Origin of the sequence: Streptomyces sp. H27-H1, from assembly GCF_026627445.1 — a bacterium.
Taxonomy (GTDB): Bacteria; Actinomycetota; Actinomycetes; order Streptomycetales; family Streptomycetaceae; genus Streptomyces.
Map to the genome: position 1 here is coordinate 63126 of NZ_JAPNLJ010000031.1, position 25254 is coordinate 88379.

Below are 25254 nucleotides of genomic sequence, written 5' to 3' on the forward strand. Positions count from 1 at the left end.
GCCGGGCCCTGCGGGGCCGCGGCCCGGTTGTCGGCGGGCGACAGTAGGGTGGTTGGCATGGCCGACCCTTCCAGCTACCGCCCGCAGCCGGGACAGATCCCCGACTCCCCGGGGGTCTACAAGTTCCGCGACGAGCACCGCCGGGTGATCTACGTCGGGAAGGCCAAGAGCCTGCGCCAGCGGCTGGCCAGCTACTTCCAGGACCTCTCCGGGCTGCACCCCCGTACCGCCACCATGGTGACCACGGCGGCCTCCGTCGAGTGGACGGTGGTCTCCACCGAGGTCGAGGCGCTCCAGCTCGAATACTCCTGGATCAAGGAGTTCGACCCCCGGTTCAACGTCAAGTACCGGGACGACAAGAGCTACCCCTCCCTCGCCGTCACCATGAACGAGGACTATCCGCGGGTCCAGGTCATGCGCGGACCCAAGAAGAAGGGCGTGCGCTACTTCGGCCCGTACGGGCACGCCTGGGCCATCCGCGAGACCGTCGACCTGATGCTCCGGGTCTTCCCCGTCCGCACCTGCTCCGCCGGGGTGTTCAAGCGGTCCGCCCAGATCGGCCGCCCCTGCCTGCTCGGCTACATCGGCAAGTGCTCCGCGCCCTGCGTCGGCCGGGTCACCCCCGAGGAGCACCGCGAACTCGCCGAGGACTTCTGCGACTTCATGGCCGGCCGCACCGGCACCTACCTCACCCGCCTCGAACAGCAGATGACCGAGGCCGCCGAGGAGATGGAGTACGAGAAGGCCGCCCGGCTGCGCGACGACATAGGGGCCCTGCGCCGCGCGATGGAGAAGAACGCGGTCGTGCTCGCGGACGCCACCGACGCCGACCTCTTCGCGGTCGCCGAGGACGAGCTCGAAGCGGCCGTGCAGATCTTCCACGTCCGCGGCGGCCGGGTCCGGGGCCAGCGCGGCTGGGTCACCGACAAGGTCGAGGCCGTCGACACCGCCGGGCTGGTCGAGCACGCCTTGCAGCAGCTGTACGGGGAGGAGAAGGGCGAGGCGGTCCCCAAGGAGGTGCTGGTCCCGGCGCTTCCCGAGGACACCCCGGCCCTGAGCCAGTGGCTCACCGAGCGGCGCGGGTCGAACGTGAGCCTGCGCATCCCGCAGCGCGGGGACAAGAAGGCGCTGATGGAGACCGTCCACCGCAACGCCCTGCAGTCCCTCGCCCTGCACAAGACCAAGCGCGCCGCCGACCTCACCACCCGCTCGCGGGCCTTGGAGGAGATCGCCGAGGCACTGGAACTGGACGGTGCGCCGCTGCGCATCGAGTGCTTCGACATCTCCCACCTGCAGGGCGACGACGTCGTGGCCTCGATGGTCGTCTTCGAGGACGGGCTGGCGCGCAAGGGCGAGTACCGGCGCTTCCAGATCAAGTCCTTCGAGGGGCAGGACGACGTCCGCTCCATGCACGAGGTCGTCTCCCGGCGCTTTCGCCGCTATCTCCAGGAGAAGCTGAAGACGGGGGAGTGGTCCCCCGACGAGGGCGGAGAGGTGGACGCGGCAGAGGAGGACGGGCGGCCCAAGCGCTTCGCCTACCCCCCGCAGCTCGTGGTGGTCGACGGCGGGAAGCCGCAGGTGGCCGCCGCCAAGCGGGCCCTGGAGGAGCTCGGGATCGACGACGTCGCCGTGTGCGGCCTCGCCAAGCGCCTGGAGGAGGTCTGGGTCCCCGGGGAGGACGACCCGGTGGTGCTGCCCCGCAGCAGCGAGGGCCTCTACCTGCTCCAGCGGGTCCGCGACGAAGCCCACCGGTTCGCCATCCAGTACCAGCGGGGCAAGCGCGGCAAGCGCCTGAAGGCCGGCCCGCTCGACGAGGTCCCCGGGCTCGGCGAGAGCCGCAGGCTGGCCCTGCTCAGGCACTTCGGTTCGGTGAAAAAACTGAGACAGGCGACAATCGACCAGATCTGCGAGGTCCCCGGCATAGGCCGCAAGACGGCCGAGACCGTGGCCGTGGCCCTCGCCCAGGCGGTTCCCGCCGGTCCCGCCGTCAATACGGCGACCGGGGAGATCATTGAGGATGAGACCCCCGCGCCCGCGGGAGCAGCATCCGATCGGGGGACCGAGCAATGACCGAGCGCGAAACCCGGCACGACCGAGGATCAGAGCAGGATTCCGGGAGTGACATCGCATCCGAGTACGACCGAGACGGAGCACAGGTGAGTACGGGCACGACAGTGGAGCCCGGAGATACCGCCGAGGCGGCCATCCCCGAGCTGGTGATCATCTCCGGTATGTCAGGAGCCGGCCGTAGTACGGCGGCCAAGTGCCTGGAGGACCTCGGCTGGTTCGTCGTCGACAACCTCCCGCCCGCGCTGATCACCACCATGGTGGAACTCGGCGCCCGCTCGCAGGGCAACGTGGCGCGCATCGCCGTCGTCGTCGACGTCCGCGGACGTCAGTTCTTCGACGCGCTGCGCGAATCCCTCGCCGACCTGGAGACCCGCGGGGTCACCCGGCGGATCGTCTTCCTGGAGTCCTCGGACGACGCCCTCGTCCGCCGCTTCGAGTCGGTCCGCCGCCCGCACCCGCTCCAGGGCGACGGCCGCATCGTCGACGGCATCGCCGCCGAGCGCGACCTGCTGCGCGAGCTGCGCGGCGACGCCGACCTGGTCATCGACACCTCCAGCCTGAACGTGCACGAGCTGCGCGCCAAGATGGACGCCCAGTTCGCGGGTGACGAGGAGCCCGAGCTGCGGGCCACCGTGATGTCCTTCGGCTACAAGTACGGCCTCCCCGTCGACGCCGACCTCGTCGTCGACTGCCGCTTCATCCCCAACCCGCACTGGGTCCCGGAGCTGCGCCCCTTCACCGGCCTGAACGAGGAGGTGTCGGGCTACGTCTTCAGCCAGCCCGGCGCCAAGGAGTTCCTCGACCGCTACACCGAGCTGCTCCAGCTCATCGCCACCGGCTACCGCCGCGAGGGCAAGCGGTACGTGACCATCGCGGTCGGCTGTACCGGCGGCAAGCACCGCAGCGTCGCCATGTCGGAGAAGCTCGCCGCCCGCCTCGCCTCCGAGGGAGTCGAGACCGTCGTCGTCCACAGGGACATGGGGCGCGAGTGACCGGACGTACCATGCGGCTCCGCCGCCTGCGCCGGCTCACCAACGGCAAGGGCGCGGACGGAGCGGGCCGCACCGGCCTGCGCCGCGGCGAGGCCCCCGAGGTGGTCGCGCCCAAGGTCGTGGCACTCGGCGGCGGCATGGGCCTGTCGGCCTCGCTGACCGCCCTGCGCCGGATCACGGGCGAGCTGACCGCCGTCGTCACCGTCGCCGACGACGGTGGCTCCAGCGGGCGCCTGCGCGAGGAGCTCGGCGTACTGCCGCCCGGCGACCTGCGCAAGGCGCTCGCCGCGCTGTGCGGTGACGACGACTGGGGCCAGACCTGGTCCCGGGTGATCCAGCACCGCTTCCAGTCCCAGGGCGAGCTGCACGAGCACGCCGTCGGCAACCTGCTGATCGTCGCGCTGTGGGAACAGCTCGGCGACCACGTGCAGGCCCTGGACCTCGTCGGCAAGCTGCTCGGCGCCCAGGGCAGGGTGCTGCCGATGTCGGCGGTCCCGCTGGAGCTCCAGGCTCTGGTCAAGGGCCACGATCCGGCCCGCCCCGAGGACGTGGACACCGTACGGGGGCAGGCCACCGTGGCGCTGACCCCCGGCGAGGTGCTCTCCGTACAGGTGGTGCCGAGCGATCCGCCGGCGGTGCCGGAAGCGGTCGCGGCCGTGCTCGACGCGGACTGGGTGGTGCTCGGTCCGGGGTCCTGGTTCTCGTCGGTGATTCCCCACCTGCTGGTGCCCGAACTGCTCGACGCGCTGGTCGAGACGAAGGCCCGGCGGGTGCTTTCGCTGAACCTCGCGCCACAACCCGGCGAAACAGAGGGCTTCTCTCCGCAGCGTCATTTGGAGGTTTTGGCCCGACACGCCCCTAAACTCGCCCTGGACGTGGTGCTGGCCGATCAGGCCGCCGTGCCCGATCGCGAGTCACTCGCCGATGCCGCAAAACGGTTCGGCGCCGCGGTCGAGCTGGCGCCGGTTGCCAGGCAAGACGGCTCTCCGAAGCATGATCCGGAGCTGCTCGCCGCCGCGTACGACCGTATTTTTCGGATGCATGGAAGGATCGGCCCATGGCGATGACGCCCGCGGTGAAGGATGAGATCGCCCGCCTGCCTGTCACCCGCACCTGCTGCAGGAAGGCGGAGGTCTCGGCGATCCTGCGGTTCGCGGGCGGGTTGCACCTGGTGAGCGGTCGGATCGTCATCGAGGCGGAACTGGACGCGGGGATCGCGGCCCGCCGCCTGCGCAAGGACATCCTGGAGATCTTCGGGCACTCCTCGGATCTGGTGATCATGGCTCCGGGCGGTCTGCGCCGGGGCAACCGCTACGTGGTCCGCGTGGTGGCCGGAGGCGACCAGCTGGCCCGCCAGACCGGCCTCGTGGACGGCCGCGGCCGCCCGATCCGGGGCCTGCCCCCGCAAGTGGTCTCCGGGGCGACCTGCGATGCCGAGGCAGCCTGGCGCGGGGCCTTCCTGGCCCACGGCTCGCTGACCGAGCCGGGCCGATCCTCCTCGCTGGAGGTCACCTGCCCCGGTCCGGAGGCGGCCCTGGCCCTGGTCGGCGCCGCCCGCAGGCTCTCCATCGCGGCCAAGGCCCGTGAGGTCCGCGGCGTGGACCGGGTCGTCGTACGGGACGGGGACGCCATCGGCGCCCTGCTGACCCGGCTCGGCGCCCACGACTCGGTACTGGCCTGGGAGGAGCGGCGGATGCGGCGCGAGGTGCGCGCCACCGCCAACCGCCTCGCCAACTTCGACGACGCCAACCTGCGCCGCTCGGCGCGGGCCGCGGTGGCCGCCGGTGCCCGGGTCCAGCGGGCCCTGGAGATCCTTGCCGAGGAGGTCCCCGAGCACCTCGCCGCGGCCGGCCGGCTGCGCATGGAGCACAAGCAGGCCTCCCTGGAGGAGCTCGGCGCGCTCGCCGACCCGCCGCTGACCAAGGACGCGGTCGCGGGCCGGATCCGCCGGCTGCTGGCGATGGCCGACAAGCGGGCCCAGGACCTCGGGATCCCGGGCACCGAGTCGAACCTCGACCTCAGTGACAGCGAGGAGCTGGCCGACAACATGGCCGGCTGAGACCACGCAGGACCGAACGGCGGAATGCGCTGTTCCGTAAGGGGCCCGCACGATCACTCGTGCGGGCCCCTTACGGTAGGCCCCATTGACATGAGCATGGGCTGGTCGTGAGCCTGGCGTCCGGAGCTGTCGTGACAGGCGGCAGCTTTCGTGGCAGACGACGCCCAGGGGGGCACATGAGGCACCGCGCGAGATCGATCCTCGCCGCAAGCGCATTCGTCTTCGGCACCACACTGGCCGCACTACCCGCAGCGGCCCACGCGCAGGCCGGTGCGCCGGCGCAGTCCGCCGCCGACGAGGTTCGGGTCTACGACGCCGACATCACCAAGGAGCAGGTCCCGCTGGTCCTGGCCGCGGGCCAGGACGCGCACGAGCTCTCCGAACGCGCTCCGGAGACCGGGACCGCCAAGGTCGAGCTCTTCCTCACCGGCGGCCAGGCCAAGGAGCTGGCGGCCCAGGGGATCGAGCTCGCCGAGCGCAAGGTCGAGGCGAAGGCCGCGGCCCGCTCCCTGGCGGCCGGGGACGGGGTGTTCCGCCCGTACAGCGGCAAGGGCGGGCTCCAGGAGGAGATCCTGCGCACGGCCCGGGAGAACCCCGGCCTCACCAAGGTCGTCTCCATCGGCAAGACCGTCCAGGGCAAGGACATCCTCGCCCTGAAGGTCACCAAGAACGCCAAGAAGGCCAAGGACGGCGACAAGCCCTCCGTGCTGTACATGTCGAACCAGCACGCCCGTGAGTGGATCACCCCCGAGATGACCCGGCGGCTGATGCACCACACCCTCGACAACTACGGCAAGGACCCGCGGATCACCAAGCTCGTGGACTCCACCGAGCTGTGGTTCCTGCTCTCCGCCAACCCCGACGGCTACGACTACACCTTCGCCCCCGACGGCCAGCGGCTGTGGCGCAAGAACCTGCGCGACAACAACGGCGACGGCAAGACCACCGCGGTCGACGGCGTCGACCTCAACCGCAATTTCCCCTACAAGTGGGGCTACGACAACGAGGGCTCCTCGCCCAGCCAGGCGAGCGAGACCTACCGCGGCGCCAAGGCCGCCTCCGAGCCCGAGACCGTGGCCCTGGACAAGTTCCAAAAGCGCATCGGCTTCGACTACGCCGTCAACTACCACTCCGCCGCCGAGCTGATCCTCTACGGCGTGGGCTGGCAGGTGGCCACCCCCACCCCCGACGACATCGCCTACAAGGCGCTCGCCGGCACCCCGGAGAACCCGGCGATCCCCGGCTACTACCCGCAGGTCTCCTCCGAGCTCTACACCACCAACGGCGAAGCGGACAGCCAGGCGGCCAACGCCAACGGCATCATGATGTTCACGCCGGAGATGACCACCTGCCAGACGGCCTCAGGGATCGACCCGGCCGACGCGTGGAAGCCCGAGGACTGCGCCTCCGGCTTCAACTTCCCGGACGACGAGAAGCTCATCCAGGGCGAGTTCGCCAAGAACATCCCCTTCGCGCTCTCCGTGGCCGAGAGCGCCGAGCACCCGGACCGGCCGAAGTCCTCGCTCGGCCTGACCGCCGCGGACTTCACCCTCGACCCCTTCACCACCTCCTACGCGGCCCGAGGCGAGGACCAGACGGTCGCCGTCACGGCCCGCAAGGCGCTGAAGGACAAGGAGCTGCATTACAGGATTGTCGGGGACCGGATCAACGGTGGGCGCACCCACGACGAGGACCTCAAGGCCTGGAAGGGCGGCGAGGTCTACGGCGGCGACGACAACAACTGGTTCGACGAGTACCGGGCCGAGGTCGACGGCGCCAGGCCCGGCGACAAGGTCGAGGTCTGGTTCACCGGCCGCGACCGCGGCGGCAAGCAGGTCGCCAGCGAGCACTTCACGTACACGGTGGCCGAGCGGCCGCGAGCCGACGTACTGGTGGTCGCGGAGGAAGGCGCCCCGGCGCAGCACGCGCAGAAGTACGTCGACGCCCTGCGCGCCAACGGCAAGAGCGCGACGGTCTGGGACGTGGCGGTCCAGGGCGCCCCGCACCACCTCGGAGCGCTCTCCCACTTCCGTACGGCCGTCCACTACACCGGGGCCAAGTCTCCGGGCGGCGACACGCAGCTGGCGGTACGGGACTTCCTGAACGAGGGCGGCAAGCTGATCGAGGCCGGCGAGCTGGCGGGCGGCAACGCCCAGGTCGGCCGCGCCGTCACCAACGACTTCAGCCAGTACTTCCTCGGCGCCTACGGCCGCGCGGGGGTCACCGCCCCCACCGGCTTCACCGGCGCGGGCTCCCTGAACGGGGCCAAGGGCGCCCTCGGCGACGCCACGGGCAACCCGCTCGACCGCCCGGGCTCCTACACGGTCACCTCCGACACCCTGCCCGCGGCGCAGTTCCCGCGGTTCAAGAGTGCGCAGTCGGGCCAGTACGCCGGGGTCGTGAACCCGTACGCCCCGTACGCCGGCGCGTCGATGGCCTCGGCCACGCACGAGGACGACGACTGGAAGCGCCTCACCCGCACCATCGACCTCACCGGGGTCACCGCGGCCGACAAGCCGCAGCTCAAGATGGCCCTGAACTGGAACACCGAGGAGGGCTACGACCACGCGGTCCTGGAGTCCCGTACCGCGGGCGGCGACGACTGGACCACGCTGCCCGAGGCGGGCGGTCTGAGCAGCAGCACCGTGCCGGAGGAGTGCGGGGCCGGGTTCTTCGTGAACGGCCACCCGTTCCTGCGCCGCTACCTCACCCTCGACGCGGGCGGCTGCGTCCCGCAGGGCAGCAGCGGCTCCTGGAACAGCTTCACCGGAGTCTCCGGCGGCTGGAAGCAGGTCTCCTTCGACCTGAGCGCGTACGCGGGCAAGAGCGTCGAGGTCTCCCTCGCCTACATCACCGACCCGGGCTCGGGCGGCCGAGGAGTCTTCGCCGACGAGGCCCGCGTCTCGGTCGGCGCCGTGGACCAGCCGGCCGAGGGATTCGAGACCTCGCTCGGCGCCTGGAGCGCCCAGGGCGCACCTGCCGGAAGCCCCGATGTTCCGGGCGATTGGTCCCGGTCGGGCGAGCTGTTCAAGTCCTACGCCTCCGTCACTACGCGTGACACCGTGCTCCTGGGCTTCGGCCTGGAGCACCTGCCGGCCGCGGCCGACCGCGCGGTACTCGTCGGTAAGGCGCTGCGTTCACTGAACCACTGATCAGAGCCCCCGCCCGCCCTCACCGTGAGTGACAAGGCACAAGGTCCCCGAGGTCCCGCACCCTTCCTGGAGTGCGGGGCTTCGGGGCGTGTCAGAGGATGGCCGATGTCACTCCGAAGCTCACGGAGAGGTAGGGTCGTAAGCGGTCGGGGACATCCCATACAGCTCGCCGGCGGACAGGCCGGCGCACCCAACGAGGAGATCGGTTCGTGACGATCCGCGTAGGCATCAATGGTTTTGGCCGAATTGGCCGTAACTACTTCCGGGCGCTCCTGGAGCAGGGAGCGGACATCGAGATCGTCGGTGTCAACGACCTGACTGACAACGCCACCCTGGTTCATCTGCTCAAGTACGACACCATCCTGGGTCGGCTCAAGGCCGAGGTCAGCCACACCGACGACACCATCACCGTCGGTGGCAACACCTTCAAGACCTTCGCCGAGCGCGACCCCGCGAACCTGCCGTGGGGCGAGCTGGGCGCCGACATCGTCATCGAGTCGACCGGCATCTTCACGAAGAAGGCCGACGCCGCCAAGCACATCGCGGCCGGCGCGAAGAAGGTCCTCATCTCGGCTCCGGCCAAGGACGAGGACATCACGATCGTGATGGGCGTCAACCAGGACAAGTACGACGCGGCCAACCACCACGTCATCTCCAACGCCTCCTGCACCACCAACTGTGTGGCGCCGATGGCCAAGGTCCTCCTGGAGAACTTCGGCATCGTCAAGGGCATGATGACGACGGTCCACGCTTACACGAACGACCAGCGGATCCTGGACTTCCCGCACTCGGACCTGCGCCGCGCCCGTGCCGCCGCCGAAAACATCATCCCGACCACCACGGGTGCCGCCAAGGCCACCGCGCTGGTCATCCCGGAGCTGGCGGGCAAGCTCGACGGCATCGCGATGCGCGTCCCGGTCCCCACCGGTTCCGTGACCGACCTCGTCATCGAGCTCGAGCGCGAGACCACCAAGGAAGAAGTCAACTCGGTCTTCCAGAAGGCCTCTCAGGGCCAGCTCAAGGGCATCCTGGACTACACCGAGGACGCGATCGTCTCTTCCGACATCGTGAACTGGCCGTACTCCTGCACCTTCGACTCCTCCCTGACGATGGTCCAGGGCAAGAGCGTCAAGGTCATCGGCTGGTACGACAACGAGTGGGGCTACTCCAACCGCCTCGTCGACCTGACCGTGTTCGTCGGCGGCCAGCTCTAAGCACCAAGGCAGCAGGCACCACAATGTGAGCACCGGGGCTCGGGCAGCGCGACGAAGCGCTGTGCGGGCCCTGTTGCTTGCCTTGTACCTCTCACCTCGCACGGATACAGGATCCGGCCGGGGAAAAGGAGTAGTAACAGCAATGAAGACGATCGACGAACTTCTCGCCGAGGGTGTTTCCGGTAAGCGGGTCTTCGTCCGCGCCGACCTCAACGTGCCGCTGGCCGGCACGACCATCACTGACGACGGTCGTATCCGCGCCGTTGCGCCGACCATCGCGAAGCTCGCCGAAGCCGGCGCCCGCGTCATCGTCGCTTCGCACCTGGGCCGCCCCAAGGGCGCCCCGGACCCGGCCTTCTCGCTCGCTCCGGCCGCTGCCCGCCTCGGTGAGATCCTCGGCAGCGACGTCGCGTTCGCCACCGACACCGTCGGCGCCTCCGCCAAGGAGACCGTCGCCGCCCTCGCCGACGGCTCGGTCGCCGTCATCGAGAACCTCCGCTTCAACGCCGGTGAGACCGCGAAGGACGACGCCGAGCGCGGCGCTTTCGCGGACCAGCTCGCCGAGCTGGCCGACATCTACGTCGGCGACGGCTTCGGCGCTGTCCACCGCAAGCACGCCTCGGTCTTCGACCTCCCCGCGCGCCTCCCGCACGTGGCCGGCGGCCTCATCGCCACCGAGGTCGGCGTCCTGCAGAAGCTGACCGCCGAGGTCAAGCGCCCGTACGTGGTCGTCCTCGGCGGCGCCAAGGTCTCCGACAAGCTCGCCGTCATCGACCAGCTCCTCGGCAAGGCCGACCGCATCCTCATCGGCGGCGGCATGGCGTACACCTTCCTCAAGGCCCAGGGCCACGAGGTCGGCATCTCCCTCCTTCAGGAGGACCAGATCCCGGTGGTGCTCGAGTACATGGAGCGCGCGCGGAAGACCGGCGTCGAGCTGGTCCTGCCTGTGGACGTGCTCGTCTCCAGGGACTTCCCGGACCTGAAGACCAAGGCCCCGGCGGACTTCATCACGGTCGACGCGGACAAGATCCCCGCCGACCAGGAGGGTCTGGACATCGGGCCCAAGACCCGTGAGCTGTACGCCTCGAAGATCGCCGATGCCGAGACGGTCTTCTGGAACGGCCCCCTGGGCGTCTTCGAGCACCCCGATTACGCGAACGGCACCAAGGCCATCGCGCAGGCGCTCCTCGACAGCAGCGCCTTCACCGTCGTCGGCGGTGGCGACAGCGCCGCCGCGGTGCGCATCCTCGGCTTCGACGAGAACGCTTTCGGCCACATTTCCACCGGTGGTGGCGCCTCCCTCGAGTACCTCGAGGGCAAGACGCTCCCCGGCCTCGCCGCACTGGAGGTCTGAACCGCATGACCACGCGTACCCCGCTGATGGCGGGCAACTGGAAGATGAACCTCAACCACCTCGAGGCCATCGCCCACACCCAGAAGCTCGCCTTCGCCCTGGCCGACAAGGACTTCGACGCCGTAGAGGTCGCGGTCCTGCCGCCCTTCGTCGATCTCCGCTCGGTCCAGACCCTGGTCGACGGCGACAAGCTGAAGATCAAGTACGGCGCCCAGGACATCTCGGCCCACGACTCCGGCGCCTACACCGGCGAGATCTCCGGCGCGATGCTGTCGAAGCTGAAGTGCGCGTTCGTGGCCATCGGCCACAGCGAGCGCCGCCAGTACCACGGTGAGAACGACGAGATCTGCAACGCCAAGGTCAAGGCCGCCTACAAGCACGGGATCACCCCCATCCTGTGCGTCGGCGAAGGTCTGGACGTCCGCAAGGCCGGCCAGCAGGTCGAGTACACGCTGAGCCAGCTCGACGGCGGGCTCCAGGACATCCCGGCCGACCAGGTCGAGTCCATCGTGATCGCGTACGAGCCCGTCTGGGCGATCGGGACCGGCGAGGTCGCCACTCCCGACGACGCGCAGGAGGTCTGCGGTGCCATCCGCGGCCGCCTCGCGGAGCTGTACTCGCAGGAGCTGGCCGACAAGGTCCGCATCCAGTACGGCGGCTCGGTCAAGTCCGGCAACATCGCCGCGATCATGGCGCAGCCCGACGTCGACGGCGCCCTGATCGGCGGCGCGGCGCTGGACGCGGACGAGTTCGTCAAGATCGTCCGGTTCCGCGACCAGTGACGTTCATCGTGAGTATGCGGTAGGGCGGATCCGTCGTACCCTTGCGGGGGCCAGCAGGCTGAACCAGCTGCTGGCCCCCGTGCTCGTAATCGGCAATGCGGGAAAGCCAGTAAGCCCAGAAAGTAGGAATCAGCCGTGATTATGGGGTTCGAGATCGCCTTGGTCGTCTTCAGCGCCCTGCTGATGCTGCTCGTGCTGATGCACAAGGGCAAGGGCGGCGGTCTTTCCGACATGTTCGGCGGCGGTATGCAGTCGTCGGTCGGCGGCTCCTCGGTCGCGGAGCGCAACCTCGACCGGATCACCGTGGTGATCGGTCTGCTCTGGTTCGCGTGCATCGTCGCGCTCGGTCTGCTCATGAAGTCCGGCAGCTGAACCGTTCTGGCCAATCCGGCAGTCCGGTCGGCTCCCCCCGGCCTATCATGAGGTCCTGCGTTCTTGTCTGGAATGGGTAACTCCACTCCTGGACGGGCGTTGGGCCTTACGTAGACTTGGGCGCCCGCGACGGAATCCACTCACGCTTCGCGGCACCATTACGCAGGGGAGTTACGACCGTGGCAAGTGGCAACGCGATCCGTGGTAGTCGGGTCGGAGCGGGGCCGATGGGTGAGGCCGAGCGCGGCGAGTCCGCGCCCCGCCTGCGCATCTCCTTCTGGTGTTCGAACGGGCACGAGACGCAGCCGAGCTTCGCCAGCGACGCGCAGGTGCCGGACACCTGGGACTGTCCGCGCTGCGGGTTCCCGGCCGGCCAGGACCGGGACAGCCCGCCCGCGCCGCCGCGCACCGAACCGTACAAGACGCACCTGGCGTATGTACGGGAGCGTCGGACGGACGCCGACGGCGAGGCGATCCTCGCCGAGGCGCTCGCCAAACTGCGCGGCGAGATCTGACCCGTTCCGACCGAACAGCCGTGTGGCATCAGGCCCGGCCCGCAAGAGTCCTCTCTCTTGCGGGCCGGGCCTGTTTGTGTCGGTTGTGCCGCTTCCCATCCCTTAGGTTGGGATCGGCGGGACGACAGGACGGGAAGAAGTGGGTTTATGTCCGAGATGAACGCAGAGCAGGCCGCCGCGCGCAGCGCGTCAAGCGAGGGTGGTGGCGGGCGACGAGAGGGCCGTACGAGGCTCAACCGGACGCCCGAGTGGCTCGCACTCGGCAAGCACCGGGACGAGTTGGGACAGACCCACCTGCGGGAGCTGTTCGAGGCGGATCCCGGCCGGGGCGCCGGCTACACCCTGCGGGTCGGCGACCTGCACATCGACTACTCGAAGCACCTCGTGACCGACGAGACGCTGACACTGCTGCGCGAACTGGCCGCGGCGACCGGCGTGGCCGAGCTGCGCGAGGCCATGTTCCGCGGCGAGAAGATCAATACGACCGAGGACCGGGCGGTCCTGCACACCGCGCTGCGCGCCCCGGCAGGGGCGGTCGTCGAGGTCGACGGGGAGAACGTCGTACCCGGCGTCCACGCGGTCCTCGACAAGATGGCGGCCTTCGCCGGCCAGGTCCGGTCGGGGGAGTGGACCGGCTTCACCGGCAAGCGCATCAAGAACGTGGTCAACATCGGCATCGGCGGCTCCGACCTCGGTCCGGCGATGGCGTACGAGGCGCTGCGCGCCTTCTCCGACCGGGGTTTGACCCTGCGCTTCGTGTCGAACGTGGACGGCGCCGACCTGCACGAGGCCGTGCGGGACCTGGACCCGCAAGAGACGCTCTTCATCATCGCGTCGAAGACCTTCACGACGATCGAGACCATCACCAACGCCACCTCGGCGCGCGCGTGGCTGCTCGAGGGCGTCGGCGGCGACCAGGCGGCCGTGGCACGGCATTTCGTGGCGCTGTCGACCAACGCCGAGAAGGTCTCCGGATTCGGCATCGACACGGCCAACATGTTCGAGTTCTGGGACTGGGTCGGCGGGCGCTACTCCTTCGACTCCGCGATCGGCCTCTCCCTGATGGTGGCGATCGGCCCGGAGGCATTCCGGGAACTGCTCGACGGATTCCACGCCATGGACGAGCACTTCCGTACGGCGCCCGTCGAGGAGAACGCCCCGCTGCTGCTGGGCCTGTTGGGGATCTGGTACGGGGCGTTCTTCGACGCCCAGTCGCACGCGGTGCTCCCGTACAGCCACTACCTCTCCCGGTTCACCGCGTACTTGCAGCAGTTGGACATGGAGTCCAACGGCAAGTCGGTTGACCGCGAGGGCAACCCGGTGGACTGGCAGACCGGGCCGGTGGTGTGGGGCACGCCCGGCACCAACGGCCAGCACGCGTACTACCAGTTGATCCACCAGGGCACCCGGGTGATCCCGGCGGACTTCATCGGCTTCGCGAAGCCGGTGGCCGAACTGCCCCCGGCGCTGGCGGCCCAGCACGACCTGCTGATGGCGAACTTCTTCGCGCAGACGCAGGCGCTGGCCTTCGGCAAGACGGCCGACGAGGTCCGGGCGGAGGGGGTGGCCGAAGAGCTGGTCCCGCACAAGACCTTCGCCGGCAACCACCCGACGACGACGATCCTGGCGACCGAGCTCACTCCGGGGGCGCTTGGCCAGCTGATCGCACTCTACGAGCACAAGGTGTTCGTCCAGGGCGCGGTGTGGAACATCGACTCCTTCGACCAGTGGGGCGTGGAGCTCGGGAAGGTGCTGGCCAAGAAGATCGAGCCGGCGCTCGCCGAAGGCGCTGACGTACCCGGCCTGGACGAGTCGACGCGCGCGCTGGTGGCGGCGTACCGCTCGCTGCGGGGCCGCTGACCCGCCCGCACCTGACGTGACAGGGCCCGCCCTCCACGCGGAGGGCGGGCCCTGTCACGTCGTACGGGGTCAGGCGGAGGCCGGGGGATACATGGCCGGCGGGAGCTTCGCGGCCGCCGCGCGGTCCAGGAGCCACAGGGTGCGCGAGCGGCCGTACGCGGCGGCCGCCGGGGCCTGGACCTCGCCCGCTCCGCCCAGCGCGATCGCCACCGCCCCGGCCTTGTCCTCGCCGGCGGCCAGGAGCCAGACCTCGCGGGCCGCCCGGATCGCCGGGAGGGTGAGCGAGATCCGGGTCGGCGGCGGCTTCGGCGCGCCGTGGACGCCGACGACCGTGCGCTCGCTCTCGCGGGATGCCGGGTGCTCCGGGAACAGCGAGGCCACGTGCGTGTCCGGGCCGACGCCCAGCATCAGCACGTCGAAGCGGGGGACCGGGCCGTGGTCCTCGGGACCGGAGGCCTTCTCGAGCTCCGCCGCGTAGGAGGCGGCCGCCGCGTCCACGTCGACCCCGTACGGGCCGTCGGAGGCGGGCATGACGTGGACCCGCGCGGGGTCCACGGGCACGGAGTCCAGCAGGGCCTCGCGGGCCTGCACGTGGTTGCGTTCGGGGTCGTCGGCGGGCACGTAGCGCTCGTCCCCCCACCACAGGTCGAGCCGCGACCAGTCGATGGCGTCGCGGGCCGGGGCCGCGGCCAGCGCGGCGAGCAGGCCGTTGCCGTTGCGCCCGCCGGTGAGGACCACGGACGCGGTGCCGCGGGCCGCCTGTGCGTCCACGATCTTCGTGATCAGCCGGGCGGCTGCGGCCTGGGCCATCAGCTCCTTGTCCCGGTGGACGACGACCTGGGGAGTCGTCATACCCATGTGCTGCCGCCTTGTCGTCTGTTCTGGGTACGGGTGGGGACGCCGCTGCGCGGAGCCCTTCCCCCATCCCGCCCCTTCCCGGAACCGGGGAAGGGGCGGGTGGGGGACGGCTCCGCGCAGCGGTCCTGTTCGTGCTACTTGGCCGTGGCCTTCTTGGCCGGCTTCGCCGGAGCGGCGGGGGCCTCGGCCTTGGCCGGGGCCGGCTTCGCGGCCGAAGCCGCGGCCTTCGCCGGCGCCGGAGTGGCGGTCGCCAGCTTGGCGACGCCGAACTTCAACGAGGCCTCGTAGGTGTTGTCCGGGTCCAGGCGGCGGAGTTCCTCCGCCAGGAGCTCGGCCGTGTCGCGGCGCTTGAGCGCCACCGCACGGTCGGGCTGCCCCGGCATGCACAGCGTGGCCAGCGCCCCGTCCGCCCGGTCCAGGACGATCTCGCCGTCCTTGGTCTCCAGCCGGACCGCGGTGAGCCCGGGGCCCGCCGAGGAGGTGCGCTTGACGGGGACCTGGAGCCGGTCCGCGAGCCACATCGCCAGCAGTTCGCAGCTCGGGTTGTCGTCCTCGCCCTCGACCGTCGCCGAGGACACCGAGTGGGTCTGCTGGTCGAGCGCGGCCGCCAGCATGGAGCGCCACGGGGTGATCCGGGTCCAGGACAGGTCCGTGTCCCCGGGCGCGTACGCCGTCGCCCGGCTGCCGAGCGCCTCGATCGGGCCCTCGGTGGAGTACGTGTCCGTGATCCGGCGCTGGCCGAGCGCCCCCAGGGGGTCGCCCGCCAGGTCCTGCGGAGCGCCCTGCGGCCACCAGACGACGACGGGCGCGTCCGGGAGGAGCAGGGGGAGAACCACCGACTGGGCGTGGTTGACCAGTTCGCCGTGCAGACGCAGCACGACCGTCTCGCCGCTGCCGGAGTCCGCCCCGACGCGGATCTCCGCGTCGAGACGGGCGCCCTGGCGGCTGCGCGGCGAGCGGCTGGCCCGCTTGATGACGACGACGATCCGCGAGGGGTGCTCGTGGGACGCGTCGCCCGCCGACTTGAGCGCGTCGTACGCGTTCTCCTCGTCGGTCACGATCACCAGCGTGAGGACCATGCCGATGGCCGGCGTGCCGAGGTCCCGGCGTGCCTGGACCATCGCGGCATTGATCTTGCTGGAGTTGGTCTCCGTGAGGTCGATCTTCATGGCCGGCGCCAGCTCCGTCCGTCTCGTGCGAGCATCTCGTCCGCCTCGACCGGCCCCCAGGTGCCCGACGGGTACTGTGCGGGCTTGCCGTGCGTGTCCCAGTACCGCTCGATCGGGTCGAGGATGTTCCAGGACAGCTCGACCTCCTGGTGGCGCGGGAACAGGTTCGCGTCACCCAGCAGGACGTCGAGGATCAGCCGCTCGTAGGCCTCGGGGCTCGACTCCGTGAAGGACTCGCCGTAGGCGAAGTCCATCGTCACGTCCCGGACCTCCATGGAGGTGCCCGGAACCTTGGAGCCGAAGCGCACCGTCACGCCCTCGTCCGGCTGGACCCGGATGACCAGGGCGTTCTGCCCCAGCTCCTCGGTCGCGCCCGACTCGAACGGCAGGTACGGGGCACGCTTGAAGACGACCGCGATCTCGGTCACCCGCCGGCCCAGGCGCTTGCCCGTCCGCAGGTAGAACGGGACGCCCGCCCAGCGGCGGTTGTTGATCTCCAGGCGGATGGCCGCGTAGGTGTCGGTCGTCGACTTGGGGTTGATGCCGTCCTCTTCGAGGTACCCGACGACCTTCTCACCGCCCTGCCACGCCGCCGAGTACTGGCCGCGCACGGTGTGCTTGCCCAGGTCCTCGGGCAGCTCCACGGCGGTCAGCACCTTGAGCTTCTCGGCCACCAGCGCCTTGGGATGGAAGGAGCCGGGCTCCTCCATCGCGGTCAGCGCCAGCAGCTGGAGCAGGTGGTTCTGGATGACGTCGCGGGCCGCGCCGATGCCGTCGTAATAGCCGGCCCGGCCGCCGATACCGATGTCCTCGGCCATGGTGATCTGCACGTGGTCGACGTACGACCGGTTCCAGATCGGCTCGAACATCGTGTTGGCGAAGCGGAGCGCCAGAATGTTCTGGACGGTCTCCTTGCCCAGGTAGTGGTCGATCCGGAAGACCTCGTTGGGCGGGAAGACGTCGTGCACGAGCTGGTTGAGCTCCTGCGCACTGGTCAGGTCGTGCCCGAACGGCTTCTCGATGACCGCGCGCCGCCAGGAGCCCTCCTTCTGGTCCGCCAGCCCGTGCTTCTTGAGCTGGGCGACGACCTTGGGGAAGAACTTCGGCGGGACGGACAGGTAGAAGGCGAAGTTGCCGCCGGTGCCCTGCGCCTTGTCCAGTTCCTCGATCGTCGACTTCAGCGTCTCGAACGCCTGGTCGTCGTCGAAATCGCCCTGGACGAAGCGGCAGCCCTGTACCAGCTGCTGCCACACCTCTTCGCGGAAGGGCGTGCGGGCGTGCTGCTTGACCGCGTCGTGCACCTCCTGCGCGAAGTCCTCGTCCTGCCACTCGCGGCGGGCGAAGCCGATCAGTGAGAAGCCCGGCGGCAGCAGGCCGCGGTTGGCGAGGTCGTAGACGGCAGGCATCAGCTTCTTGCGCGACAGGTCACCCGTAACGCCGAAAATGACCAGGCCGGACGGCCCCGCGATGCGCGGGAGCCGCCGGTCCTGTGCGTCACGAAGCGGGTTCGCTCCGTTTACAGACAAAGTGTTCAGGCCTCCGTGGGGGCGAGGCGATCAAGCTCCGCCTCGGTCGACTTCAGCAGATCGTTCCAGGACACCGCGAACTTCTCGACGCCCTCTTCTTCGAGCAGCTGCACCACATCGTCGTACGAAATGCCCAGCTTCGCGACCGCATCGAGCTCGGCGCGCGACTGGTCGTAGGTGCCGCGGATGGTGTCGCCGTCGACCACACCGTGGTCGGCGGTGGCCTCCAGGGTGCCCTCGGGCATGGTGTTCACCGTGCCGGGGGCGACCAGGTCCACCACGTACAGGGTGTCCTTGTACGCCGGGTCCTTGACGCCGGTCGAGGCCCAGAGCGGGCGCTGCTTGTTGGCGTGCGCCTTGTCCAGGGCCGCCCAGCGCTCGGTGGAGAACACCTCTTCGTAGGCCTCGTAGGCCAGACGGGCGTTCGCGAGCGCCGCCTTGCCCTTGAGGGCCTTGGCCTCGTCGGTGCCCAGCGCGTCCAGGCGCTTGTCGATCTCGGAGTCCACGCGGGACACGAAGAAGGAGGCGACCGAGTGGATCTTGGCGAGGTCCAGGCCCGCGGCCTTCGCCTTCTCCAGACCCGCCAGGTACGCGTCCATGACCTCGCGGTAGCGCTCCAGCGAGAAGATCAGCGTGACGTTGACGCTGATGCCCTTGCCGATGACCTCGGTGATCGCCGGCAGGCCCGCCTTGGTCGCCGGGATCTTGATGAGCGTGTTCGGGCGGTCCACCAGCCAGGCGAGCTGCTTGGCCTCGGCGATGGTCGCCGGGGTGTTGTGGGCCAGCCGGGGGTCGACCTCGATCGAAACGCGGCCGTCCTGGCCCTCGGTCGAGTCGTAGACCGGGTGCAGGATGTCGGCGGCGTCGCGGACGTCCGCCGTGGTGATCATGCGGATCGCCTCTTCGACGGTGACCTTGCGGGCGGCCAGGTCGGCGAGCTGCTGCTCGTACCCCTCGCCGCCGCTGATCGCCTTCTGGAAGATCGCCGGATTGGTGGTGACACCGACCACGTGCTGCTGGTCGATGAGCTCTGCCAGGTTGCCGGACGTGATCCGCTTGCGGGACAGGTCGTCCAGCCAGATCGCGACGCCCTCGTCGGAAAGGCGCTTCAGTGCGTCTGTCATGGGAATTGCATCTCCTACTGGTCTGGGTACGGGCGTCAGCGCGCGGCGGCGGCGAGCGACTCGCGCGCGGCAGCGGTCACGGCTTCGGCGGTCAGGCCGAACTCGCGGTAGAGCACGGCGCCGTCGGCCGAGGCACCGAAGTGCTCCAGCGAGACGATCCGGCCGGCGTCGCCGACGTAGCGGTGCCAGGTCAGGCCGATGCCGGCCTCGACCGCGACACGCGCCTTGACCGAAGGCGGCAGGACGCTGTCCTTGTACTCCTGGGACTGCTCCTCGAACCACTCGACGGACGGCATCGAGACGACCCGGGCCGGGACGCCCTCGGCCTGCAGCGCGTCGCGCGCGGCGACGGCGAGCTGGACCTCGGAGCCGGTGCCGATGAGGACGACCTGGGCCTCGCCGCCCTCCGCCTCGAAGAGCACGTACCCGCCCTTGGCGGCGTCCTCGTTGCGCTCGTAGGTCGGCACGCCCTGGCGGGTCAGCGCCAGTCCGTGCGGGGCGCCCTTGCCGAAGACCTTGGTGTGGCGGCGCAGGATCTCGCGCCAGGCGATGGCGGTCTCGTTCGCGTCGGCCGGGCGGACCACGTTCAGGCCCGGGATGGCGCGCAGCGCGGCGACGTGCTCGACCGGCTGGTGGGTCGGGCCGTCCTCGCCGAGGCCGATGGAGTCGTGCGTCCACACGTAGGTGACCGGCACGTGCATCAGCGCGGAGAGGCGGACGGCGTTGCGCATGTAGTCGGAGAACACCAGGAAGGTGCCGCCGTAGATGCGGGTGTGGCCGTGCAGGGCGATGCCGTTCATGGCCGCGGCCATGGCGTGCTCGCGGATGCCGAAGTGGATGGTGCGGCCGTACGGGTCGGCCTCCGGCAGCGGGTTGCCCACCGGCAGGAACGAGGAGTTCTTGTCGATGGTGGTGTTGTTCGAGCCGGCCAGGTCGGCCGAGCCGCCCCACAGCTCCGGGATGACCGCGCCGAGCGCCTCGAGGACCTTGCCGGAGGCGGCGCGGGTGGCGACGCCCTTGCCGGTCTCGAAGACGGGGAGCTTGTCCTCCCAGCCCGCGGGCAGCTCGTTGGCGTTGATGCGGTCGAACTCGACGGCGCGCTCCGGGTTGGCGGTGCGCCAGGCGGAGAACTCCTTCTCCCAGGCGGCGCGGGCCTCGCGACCCCGGTCCCCGAGGGCGCGGGTGTGCGCGATGACCTCGTCGGAGACCTCGAAGGTCTGCTCCGGGTCGAAGCCGAGCACGCGCTTGGTGGCGGCGACCTCGTCGTTGCCGAGGGCCGAGCCGTGCGAGGCCTCGGTGCCCTGGGCGTGCGGGGCGGGCCAGGCGATGATCGAGCGCGCGGCGATGAAGGAGGGGCGCTCCGTCTCGGCCTTGGCGGCCTCCAGGGCCTCGAACAGGGCCTTCGGGTCGAGGTCCCCGCTGGCCTGCGGGGCGATGCGCTGGACGTGCCAGCCGTACGCCTCGTAGCGCTTGAGGGTGTCTTCGGAGACGGCCGTCTCGGTGTCGCCCTCGATGGAGATGTGGTTGTCGTCCCACAGCAGCACCAGGTTGCCGAGCTTCTGGTGGCCGGCCAGCGCGGACGCCTCGTGGGAGATGCCCTCCTGGAGGCAGCCGTCGCCCGCGATCGCGTAGATCATGTGGTCGAACGGGGAGGCGCCCGCGGGAGCCTCGGGGTCGAACAGGCCGCGCTCGTAGCGGGCGGCCATGGCCATGCCCACCGAGTTGGCGATGCCCTGGCCCAGCGGGCCGGTGGTGGTCTCGACGCCCGTGGTGTGGCCGTACTCCGGGTGGCCGGGGGTCTTCGAACCCCAGGTGCGGAAGGCCTTCAGGTCGTCCAGCTCGAGCCCGAACCCCCCGAGGTACAGCTGGGTGTAGAGGGTCAGCGAGGAGTGGCCCGCGGAGAGCACGAACCGGTCGCGGCCGACCCACTCCGGGTCCGCCGGGTCGTGCCGCATCACCTTCTGGAAGAGGGTGTACGCGGCGGGGGCCAGGCTCATCGCCGTGCCGGGGTGGCCGTTACCGACCTTCTGGACCGCGTCGGCGGCCAGGATCCGGGCGGTGTCGACAGCACGCTGGTCCAGTTCGGTCCAGTCGAGCTCTGTGGTCGTCGGCTTGGTGCTCACCGTGGGTCAGGGCTCCTCTCCACATGTCTAGTCCCGGTGACGTCGCACCGGCGCGATTCCGAGCCTACCCCCGGGCTACCCCCGCCACAGCGTGCAGCTATTCGAGTACTCGAGGTCCGCTCCGTACGTCTGAGCGCGGACTCCTGACGTCTGAGCGCCGATCGGACCAACACGGGGCGACCCCCGCGCGGGACGAGCCAATGGCTACGTCTAGAGTGGCGTGGTACGCGCAAGCCTTTACGGGGCCTTCATGTTTAAAAAGGTTCACGTCGGAGCTTGCTGGATTCTCTGTCAGGGGTGTGCGTGACGGCCGTCGAATCCCGTCCAGCGGGGGTGCTCGGGACGAGCCCCGGTCACCGGCCGTTCGGGGCCCGGGCCATGGCCTTCGTGGCACTGACCAAGCCGCGGATCATCGAGCTTCTGCTCATTACGACCGTGCCGGTGATGTTCCTCGCCGAACAGGGCGTGCCTTCGCTGTGGCTGGTCCTCGTGACCTGCTTCGGCGGCTACCTGTCCGCGGGCGGCGCGAACGCGCTGAACATGTACATCGACCGCGACATCGACGCGCTGATGGACCGGACCTCGGGACGCCCGCTGGTGACCGGCATGGTCAGCCCGCGCGAGTGCCTGGTCTTCGGCATCACCCTCGGGGTGCTCTCCACCCTGTTCTTCGGGCTGCTGGTCAACTGGCTGTCGGCCGCGCTCGCGCTCGGCGCGCTCCTCTTCTACGTCGTGGTCTACACGATGCTGCTGAAGCGGCGTACCTCGCAGAACATCGTCTGGGGCGGCATCGCGGGCTGCATGCCGGTGCTCATCGGCTGGTCGGCCGTGAAGAACGAGGTCTCCTGGGCCGCCGTCATCCTCTTCCTCGTCATCTTCTTCTGGACGCCGCCGCACTACTGGCCGCTGTCGATGAAGGTGAAGGACGACTACGCGCGGGTCGGCGTTCCGATGCTGCCGGTCGTGGCGGGCAACAAGGCCGTGGCCAAGCAGATCGTCCTCTACAGCTGGGTGATGGTGGCGGTCTCGCTGCTGCTGACCCCGCTGGGGTACACCGGCTGGTTCTACACCTCGGTCGCGCTGGTGGCCGGCGGCTGGTGGCTGTGGGAGGCGCACGGGCTCAACGCGCGCGCCAAGGCCGGCGCGTCGGGTGCGAAGCTCAAGGAGATGCGGCTGTTCCACTGGTCGATCACCTACGTGTCGCTGCTCTTCGTCGCCGTCGCGGTGGATCCCTTCCTCCGCTGACGCTTCCTCCGCTCGTTACCCGCCGGTAGCATGCCTTTCATGGCAGACACCGAGGAGACCGCCCCCACGGCGGACAAGAAGCAGGACCGTACGGCCGCGAAGCTGGCCAAGCAGATCGGCGCGTTCGCCGGGCAGCACGGCGGCGCCGAGGGCCACCTCGCGCACATGGGCCAGGCGGGTACCCGGATCGTCCTCGTCGGCACCGACGGGGAATGGGGCGACCTGGTGGCCCCGACGTACGACACCGCGCGGCTCGCGGCCGAGAAGGCCGGGCTGACCCTCCACGAGGAGTTCGACGGCGAGTTCGCCGCGCGGGTGCGGACCGGGCCGTACGAGTGGACCCGGATGGCGGGCATCCAGCTCGGCGGAACCGCCAACCCGGCGGCCTGACACCGGCGGCTCGACACGGGCGGCTCGATACCGGCGGCCCGTGCGCGGCGGCCTGATCCCGGTCGATCAATGGCCTGATCATTTCGGCGTCACCCGCTCGGTCAACAGCGCGAGCAACACCTCACACCCCGCTCACCCGTTAGGACGTGTGGAAGCCCCTTCCTCACGTCCGCAACGGGATGCCCGGATGATCGAAACGCCGCCCCTGGTGGACCAGTACTGCCAGGGAGTGCTCCGCACGGAGCTCGGCCTCGCCACCTTCGAGGCCCAGCTGATCCCCTCGGCCGGCCCGCCCGCCGCCGGCACCACCTTCTTCGACACGCAGGCCGGCTTCGCGGTGCGCCGCTGGTGCCCGCCGCTGCTCGGGCTCGAACCGCACTGCCCGCCCGCCCGCTACCTCGCCCGGCGGCGCGAGCTGGGCGCCGCCGAGTCGGCCCGCCGACTGCTGCGCGGCAGCGGGGTCGGCGCCCGGCTCGTCGACACCGGGGCGCCCGGGGACCTCACCGGGCCCAAGGAACTGGCCCTGGCCGGCGGGGCGGAGGCCTTCGAGCTGGCGCGGCTGGAGCTGCTGGCCGAGCAGGCGGCGGACACCTCCGGGACCGTGGCGGCCTTCCTGGCCAACCTCGCGGGGGCGGTCCACCACGCCGCCGCCGGGGCGGTGGCCTTCACCTGCGGGGCCGGAGCCGGAGCCGGGGCGGACGGCGCGGCCCGGGCCTGGGGAGCGGCCCTCGAAGCCGGTCCTGAGCCGCCCGGTCCGGGCGAGGTGCGCGGCGCGGCCGGGCGGTGGCTGGCCGGACGGGCCAGGGGCGGGGCGGTACGGGATCCCGTACTCCTGCGGCACCTGGCGTGGAGCGCGGTGTCCTCGGGGCTGCCGCTCCAGCTGCACACGGGCGGGGAGTCGGGGGAGCCGGAGCGGCTGACCGGGTTCGCACGGGCGACCGAGGGCCTGGGGGCGCGGCTGGTCCTGCTCGGCGGGTACCCCCACCACCGGCAGGCGGCGCGGCTGGCCGCGGTCTTCCCGCACGTCCACGCCGACCTCGGTGCGGCGCTGGGGCCGGCCGGGGCGCGGGCGGCCGCCGTGCTGGCGGAATGCCTGGAGACCGCGCCGTTCGGAAAGCTGATGTTCGCCGGCGGCGGCCGGCAACTGGCCGAACTGCACGCGGTGGGCGCGCTGGTCTTCCGGGAGGCGCTCGGCCGGGTGCTCGGCGGCTGGGTCGCCGATGGATCCTGGTCCTGGCGGGACGCGGAGCGGGTGGCGGCGATGATCGCGACGGGCAATGCCCGCCGCGTCTACCGGCTGGACGAACGGGGTTAGGGCGCGTCCTTCGGATCAGGCCGGGTCCTTCGGATCAGGCCGGGCCAGCCGGATCACGCCGAGTCCGCGGTGTCCGGCGGCGCGGGCTGATCCGGTCCGGTCCGAAAGGCGCTCCCTGGGGCCGTGCTCCGGGTCAGACCGTGGTGAGCCGGGCGTCGTCCTGGGCCGGGATCCCGGCCTGCTCCGAGGGGCGTTCGCGCAGGCTCAGCGCCACCCGGAGCACCGAGATCCACACCAGGCAGGAGCCGAGCATGTGGGCGGCGACCAGGGCCTCGGGGACCTCGGTGAAGTACTGGACGTAGCCGATGCCGCCCTGGGCGAGCAGCACCACCAGCAGGTCGCGGGCGCGCGCCCGGGTGTCGACGGGGGCATCGACCACGCGCAGCACCAGCCACATCGCGATGGCCAGCGCGCACACCAGCCAGGCGGAGACCGCGTGGACGTGCGCGGTGGCCGACCAGTCGAACGGCATCCGCTTGATCTCGCTGCTGTCCCCGGCGTGCGGGCCGGAACCGGTGACCACCGTGCCGGCGCCGATCAGCACGACGGTGGCCGCCAGCAGCGCCCACGAAAGCTTCTGCACCGGAGCGGGCACGCGCGGCTTGGCCGGGCCGTCGCCCTCGCGGGTGCGCTGCCAGGTGATCGTCGTCACGGTGATCAGCGAGGTGGCGAGCATGAAGTGCCCGGCCACGCTGTAGGGGTTGAGGCCCGTCAGGACGGTGATGCCGCCGAGGACCGCGTTGCCCATCACGATGGCGAACTGGAGCCAGCCGAGCCGAGTCAGCGAGCGGCGCCACGGCTTGGCGCAGCGGGCCGCGGTGATCGCCCAGCCAACGGCCGCGCAGAGCACGTACGTCAGCATGCGGTTGCCGAACTCGATGGCGCCGTGGAAGCCCTGCTCCTGGGTCACGATCAGGCTGTCGCCGGTGCACTTGGGCCAGGTGTCGCAGCCGAGACCGGATCCGGTCAGCCGCACCGCGCCGCCGGTGACGACGATGACGACGCTCATGAGCACCGCTGCGAACGCGGCACGCCGGACGGTCCGGGGCGACGGCGTCCAGCGGCGGGCGAGATATCCGAGGGGGGTCAACACGGCCCTTATCGTACGCGGACACTTGTGCAAAGTTTCACGAG

General features: G+C 70.4%; 20 protein-coding genes. 14 read left to right on the forward strand and 6 right to left on the reverse strand.

Annotated elements, in window-relative coordinates:
- Nucleotides 1-57: 57 nt before the first annotated feature.
- From uvrC to pgi, 11 genes are all read left to right on the forward strand, one after another.
- Nucleotides 58-2070 carry an excinuclease ABC subunit UvrC gene (uvrC, locus tag OTB20_RS28275; protein WP_267821715.1) on the forward strand — a complete coding sequence of 671 codons (2013 nt, stop codon included), beginning with the start codon at nucleotides 58-60 and terminating at the stop codon, nucleotides 2068-2070.
- Entirely contained in the window at nucleotides 2067-3062 is a 996-nt protein-coding gene (gene rapZ / locus OTB20_RS28280) for an RNase adapter RapZ (RefSeq protein ID WP_267821716.1), read from the forward strand. Before uvrC ends, rapZ begins: the two co-directional genes overlap by 4 nt.
- On the forward strand, nucleotides 3059-4129 hold the full coding sequence (locus OTB20_RS28285; protein WP_267821717.1) for a gluconeogenesis factor YvcK family protein: 1071 nt from the start codon (nucleotides 3059-3061) through the stop codon (nucleotides 4127-4129). The genes rapZ and OTB20_RS28285 overlap by 4 nt, the downstream gene beginning before the upstream one ends.
- Entirely contained in the window at nucleotides 4120-5121 is a 1002-nt protein-coding gene (gene whiA, locus OTB20_RS28290; protein WP_112449750.1) for a DNA-binding protein WhiA, read from the forward strand. The genes OTB20_RS28285 and whiA overlap by 10 nt, the downstream gene beginning before the upstream one ends.
- 176 nt (nucleotides 5122-5297) lie before the next feature.
- Complete coding sequence (locus tag OTB20_RS28295) at nucleotides 5298-8273, forward strand: M14 family metallopeptidase (protein ID WP_267821718.1); 2976 nt, start codon at nucleotides 5298-5300, stop codon at nucleotides 8271-8273.
- A gap of 209 nt (nucleotides 8274-8482) precedes the next feature.
- Nucleotides 8483-9487, forward strand: a complete 1005-nt coding sequence (gap, locus tag OTB20_RS28300; protein ID WP_267821720.1) for a type I glyceraldehyde-3-phosphate dehydrogenase — start codon at nucleotides 8483-8485, stop codon at nucleotides 9485-9487.
- 142 nt (nucleotides 9488-9629) lie between these two features.
- Complete coding sequence (locus tag OTB20_RS28305; RefSeq protein WP_267821722.1) at nucleotides 9630-10841, forward strand: phosphoglycerate kinase; 1212 nt, start codon at nucleotides 9630-9632, stop codon at nucleotides 10839-10841.
- Nucleotides 10842-10846: 5 nt separating this feature from the next.
- Nucleotides 10847-11623, forward strand: a complete 777-nt coding sequence (gene tpiA / locus OTB20_RS28310; RefSeq protein ID WP_267821724.1) for a triose-phosphate isomerase — start codon at nucleotides 10847-10849, stop codon at nucleotides 11621-11623.
- Between the two features lie 141 nt (nucleotides 11624-11764).
- Complete coding sequence (gene secG, locus OTB20_RS28315) at nucleotides 11765-11995, forward strand: preprotein translocase subunit SecG (RefSeq protein WP_267752505.1); 231 nt, start codon at nucleotides 11765-11767, stop codon at nucleotides 11993-11995.
- A gap of 227 nt (nucleotides 11996-12222) precedes the next feature.
- Nucleotides 12223-12510, forward strand: coding sequence for an RNA polymerase-binding protein RbpA (locus OTB20_RS28320; RefSeq protein WP_037792871.1), 288 nt, complete (start codon nucleotides 12223-12225; stop codon nucleotides 12508-12510).
- A 156-nt stretch (nucleotides 12511-12666) separates the two neighbouring features.
- Nucleotides 12667-14370: a glucose-6-phosphate isomerase gene (pgi, locus tag OTB20_RS28325; protein WP_267821757.1), complete on the forward strand. Its 1704-nt coding sequence runs from the start codon at nucleotides 12667-12669 to the stop codon at nucleotides 14368-14370.
- 69 nt (nucleotides 14371-14439) lie between these two features.
- On the opposite strand, the gene pgl is transcribed toward pgi, so the two are convergent.
- The 5 genes from pgl to tkt all read right to left on the reverse strand — a co-directional run bounded on the left by pgl (nucleotide 14440) and on the right by tkt (nucleotide 21170).
- Nucleotides 14440-15222: a 6-phosphogluconolactonase gene (gene pgl, locus OTB20_RS28330; protein ID WP_267752367.1), complete on the reverse strand. Its 783-nt coding sequence runs from the start codon at nucleotides 15220-15222 to the stop codon at nucleotides 14440-14442.
- A 140-nt stretch (nucleotides 15223-15362) separates the two neighbouring features.
- Nucleotides 15363-16397, reverse strand: a complete 1035-nt coding sequence (gene opcA, locus OTB20_RS28335; protein WP_267821725.1) for a glucose-6-phosphate dehydrogenase assembly protein OpcA — start codon at nucleotides 16395-16397, stop codon at nucleotides 15363-15365.
- Nucleotides 16394-17923, reverse strand: a complete 1530-nt coding sequence (zwf, locus tag OTB20_RS28340; protein WP_267752369.1) for a glucose-6-phosphate dehydrogenase — start codon at nucleotides 17921-17923, stop codon at nucleotides 16394-16396. The genes opcA and zwf overlap by 4 nt, the downstream gene beginning before the upstream one ends.
- 5 nt (nucleotides 17924-17928) lie before the next feature.
- Nucleotides 17929-19047: a transaldolase gene (gene tal, locus OTB20_RS28345; protein ID WP_267821726.1), complete on the reverse strand. Its 1119-nt coding sequence runs from the start codon at nucleotides 19045-19047 to the stop codon at nucleotides 17929-17931.
- A gap of 35 nt (nucleotides 19048-19082) precedes the next feature.
- Entirely contained in the window at nucleotides 19083-21170 is a 2088-nt protein-coding gene (tkt, locus tag OTB20_RS28350) for a transketolase (RefSeq protein WP_267821728.1), read from the reverse strand.
- A gap of 297 nt (nucleotides 21171-21467) precedes the next feature.
- On the opposite strand from tkt, the gene OTB20_RS28355 reads away from it, so the two are divergent.
- From OTB20_RS28355 to OTB20_RS28365, 3 genes are all read left to right on the forward strand, one after another.
- A complete protein-coding gene (locus tag OTB20_RS28355) occupies nucleotides 21468-22415 on the forward strand; it encodes a heme o synthase (RefSeq protein ID WP_267752508.1) in 948 nt (315 codons plus the stop codon).
- A gap of 39 nt (nucleotides 22416-22454) precedes the next feature.
- On the forward strand, nucleotides 22455-22805 hold the full coding sequence (locus OTB20_RS28360) for a hypothetical protein (protein WP_267752372.1): 351 nt from the start codon (nucleotides 22455-22457) through the stop codon (nucleotides 22803-22805).
- Nucleotides 22806-22992: 187 nt separating this feature from the next.
- Nucleotides 22993-24120, forward strand: coding sequence for an amidohydrolase family protein (locus OTB20_RS28365; protein WP_267821730.1), 1128 nt, complete (start codon nucleotides 22993-22995; stop codon nucleotides 24118-24120).
- Between the two features lie 133 nt (nucleotides 24121-24253).
- Here the strand turns inward: OTB20_RS28365 and OTB20_RS28370 are convergent, their stop codons facing one another.
- The gene (locus OTB20_RS28370) at nucleotides 24254-25243 is read right to left on the reverse strand and encodes a COX15/CtaA family protein (RefSeq protein WP_420716503.1); all 990 of its coding nucleotides are present in this window, start codon (nucleotides 25241-25243) and stop codon (nucleotides 24254-24256) included.
- Nucleotides 25244-25254: the final 11 nt, after the last annotated feature.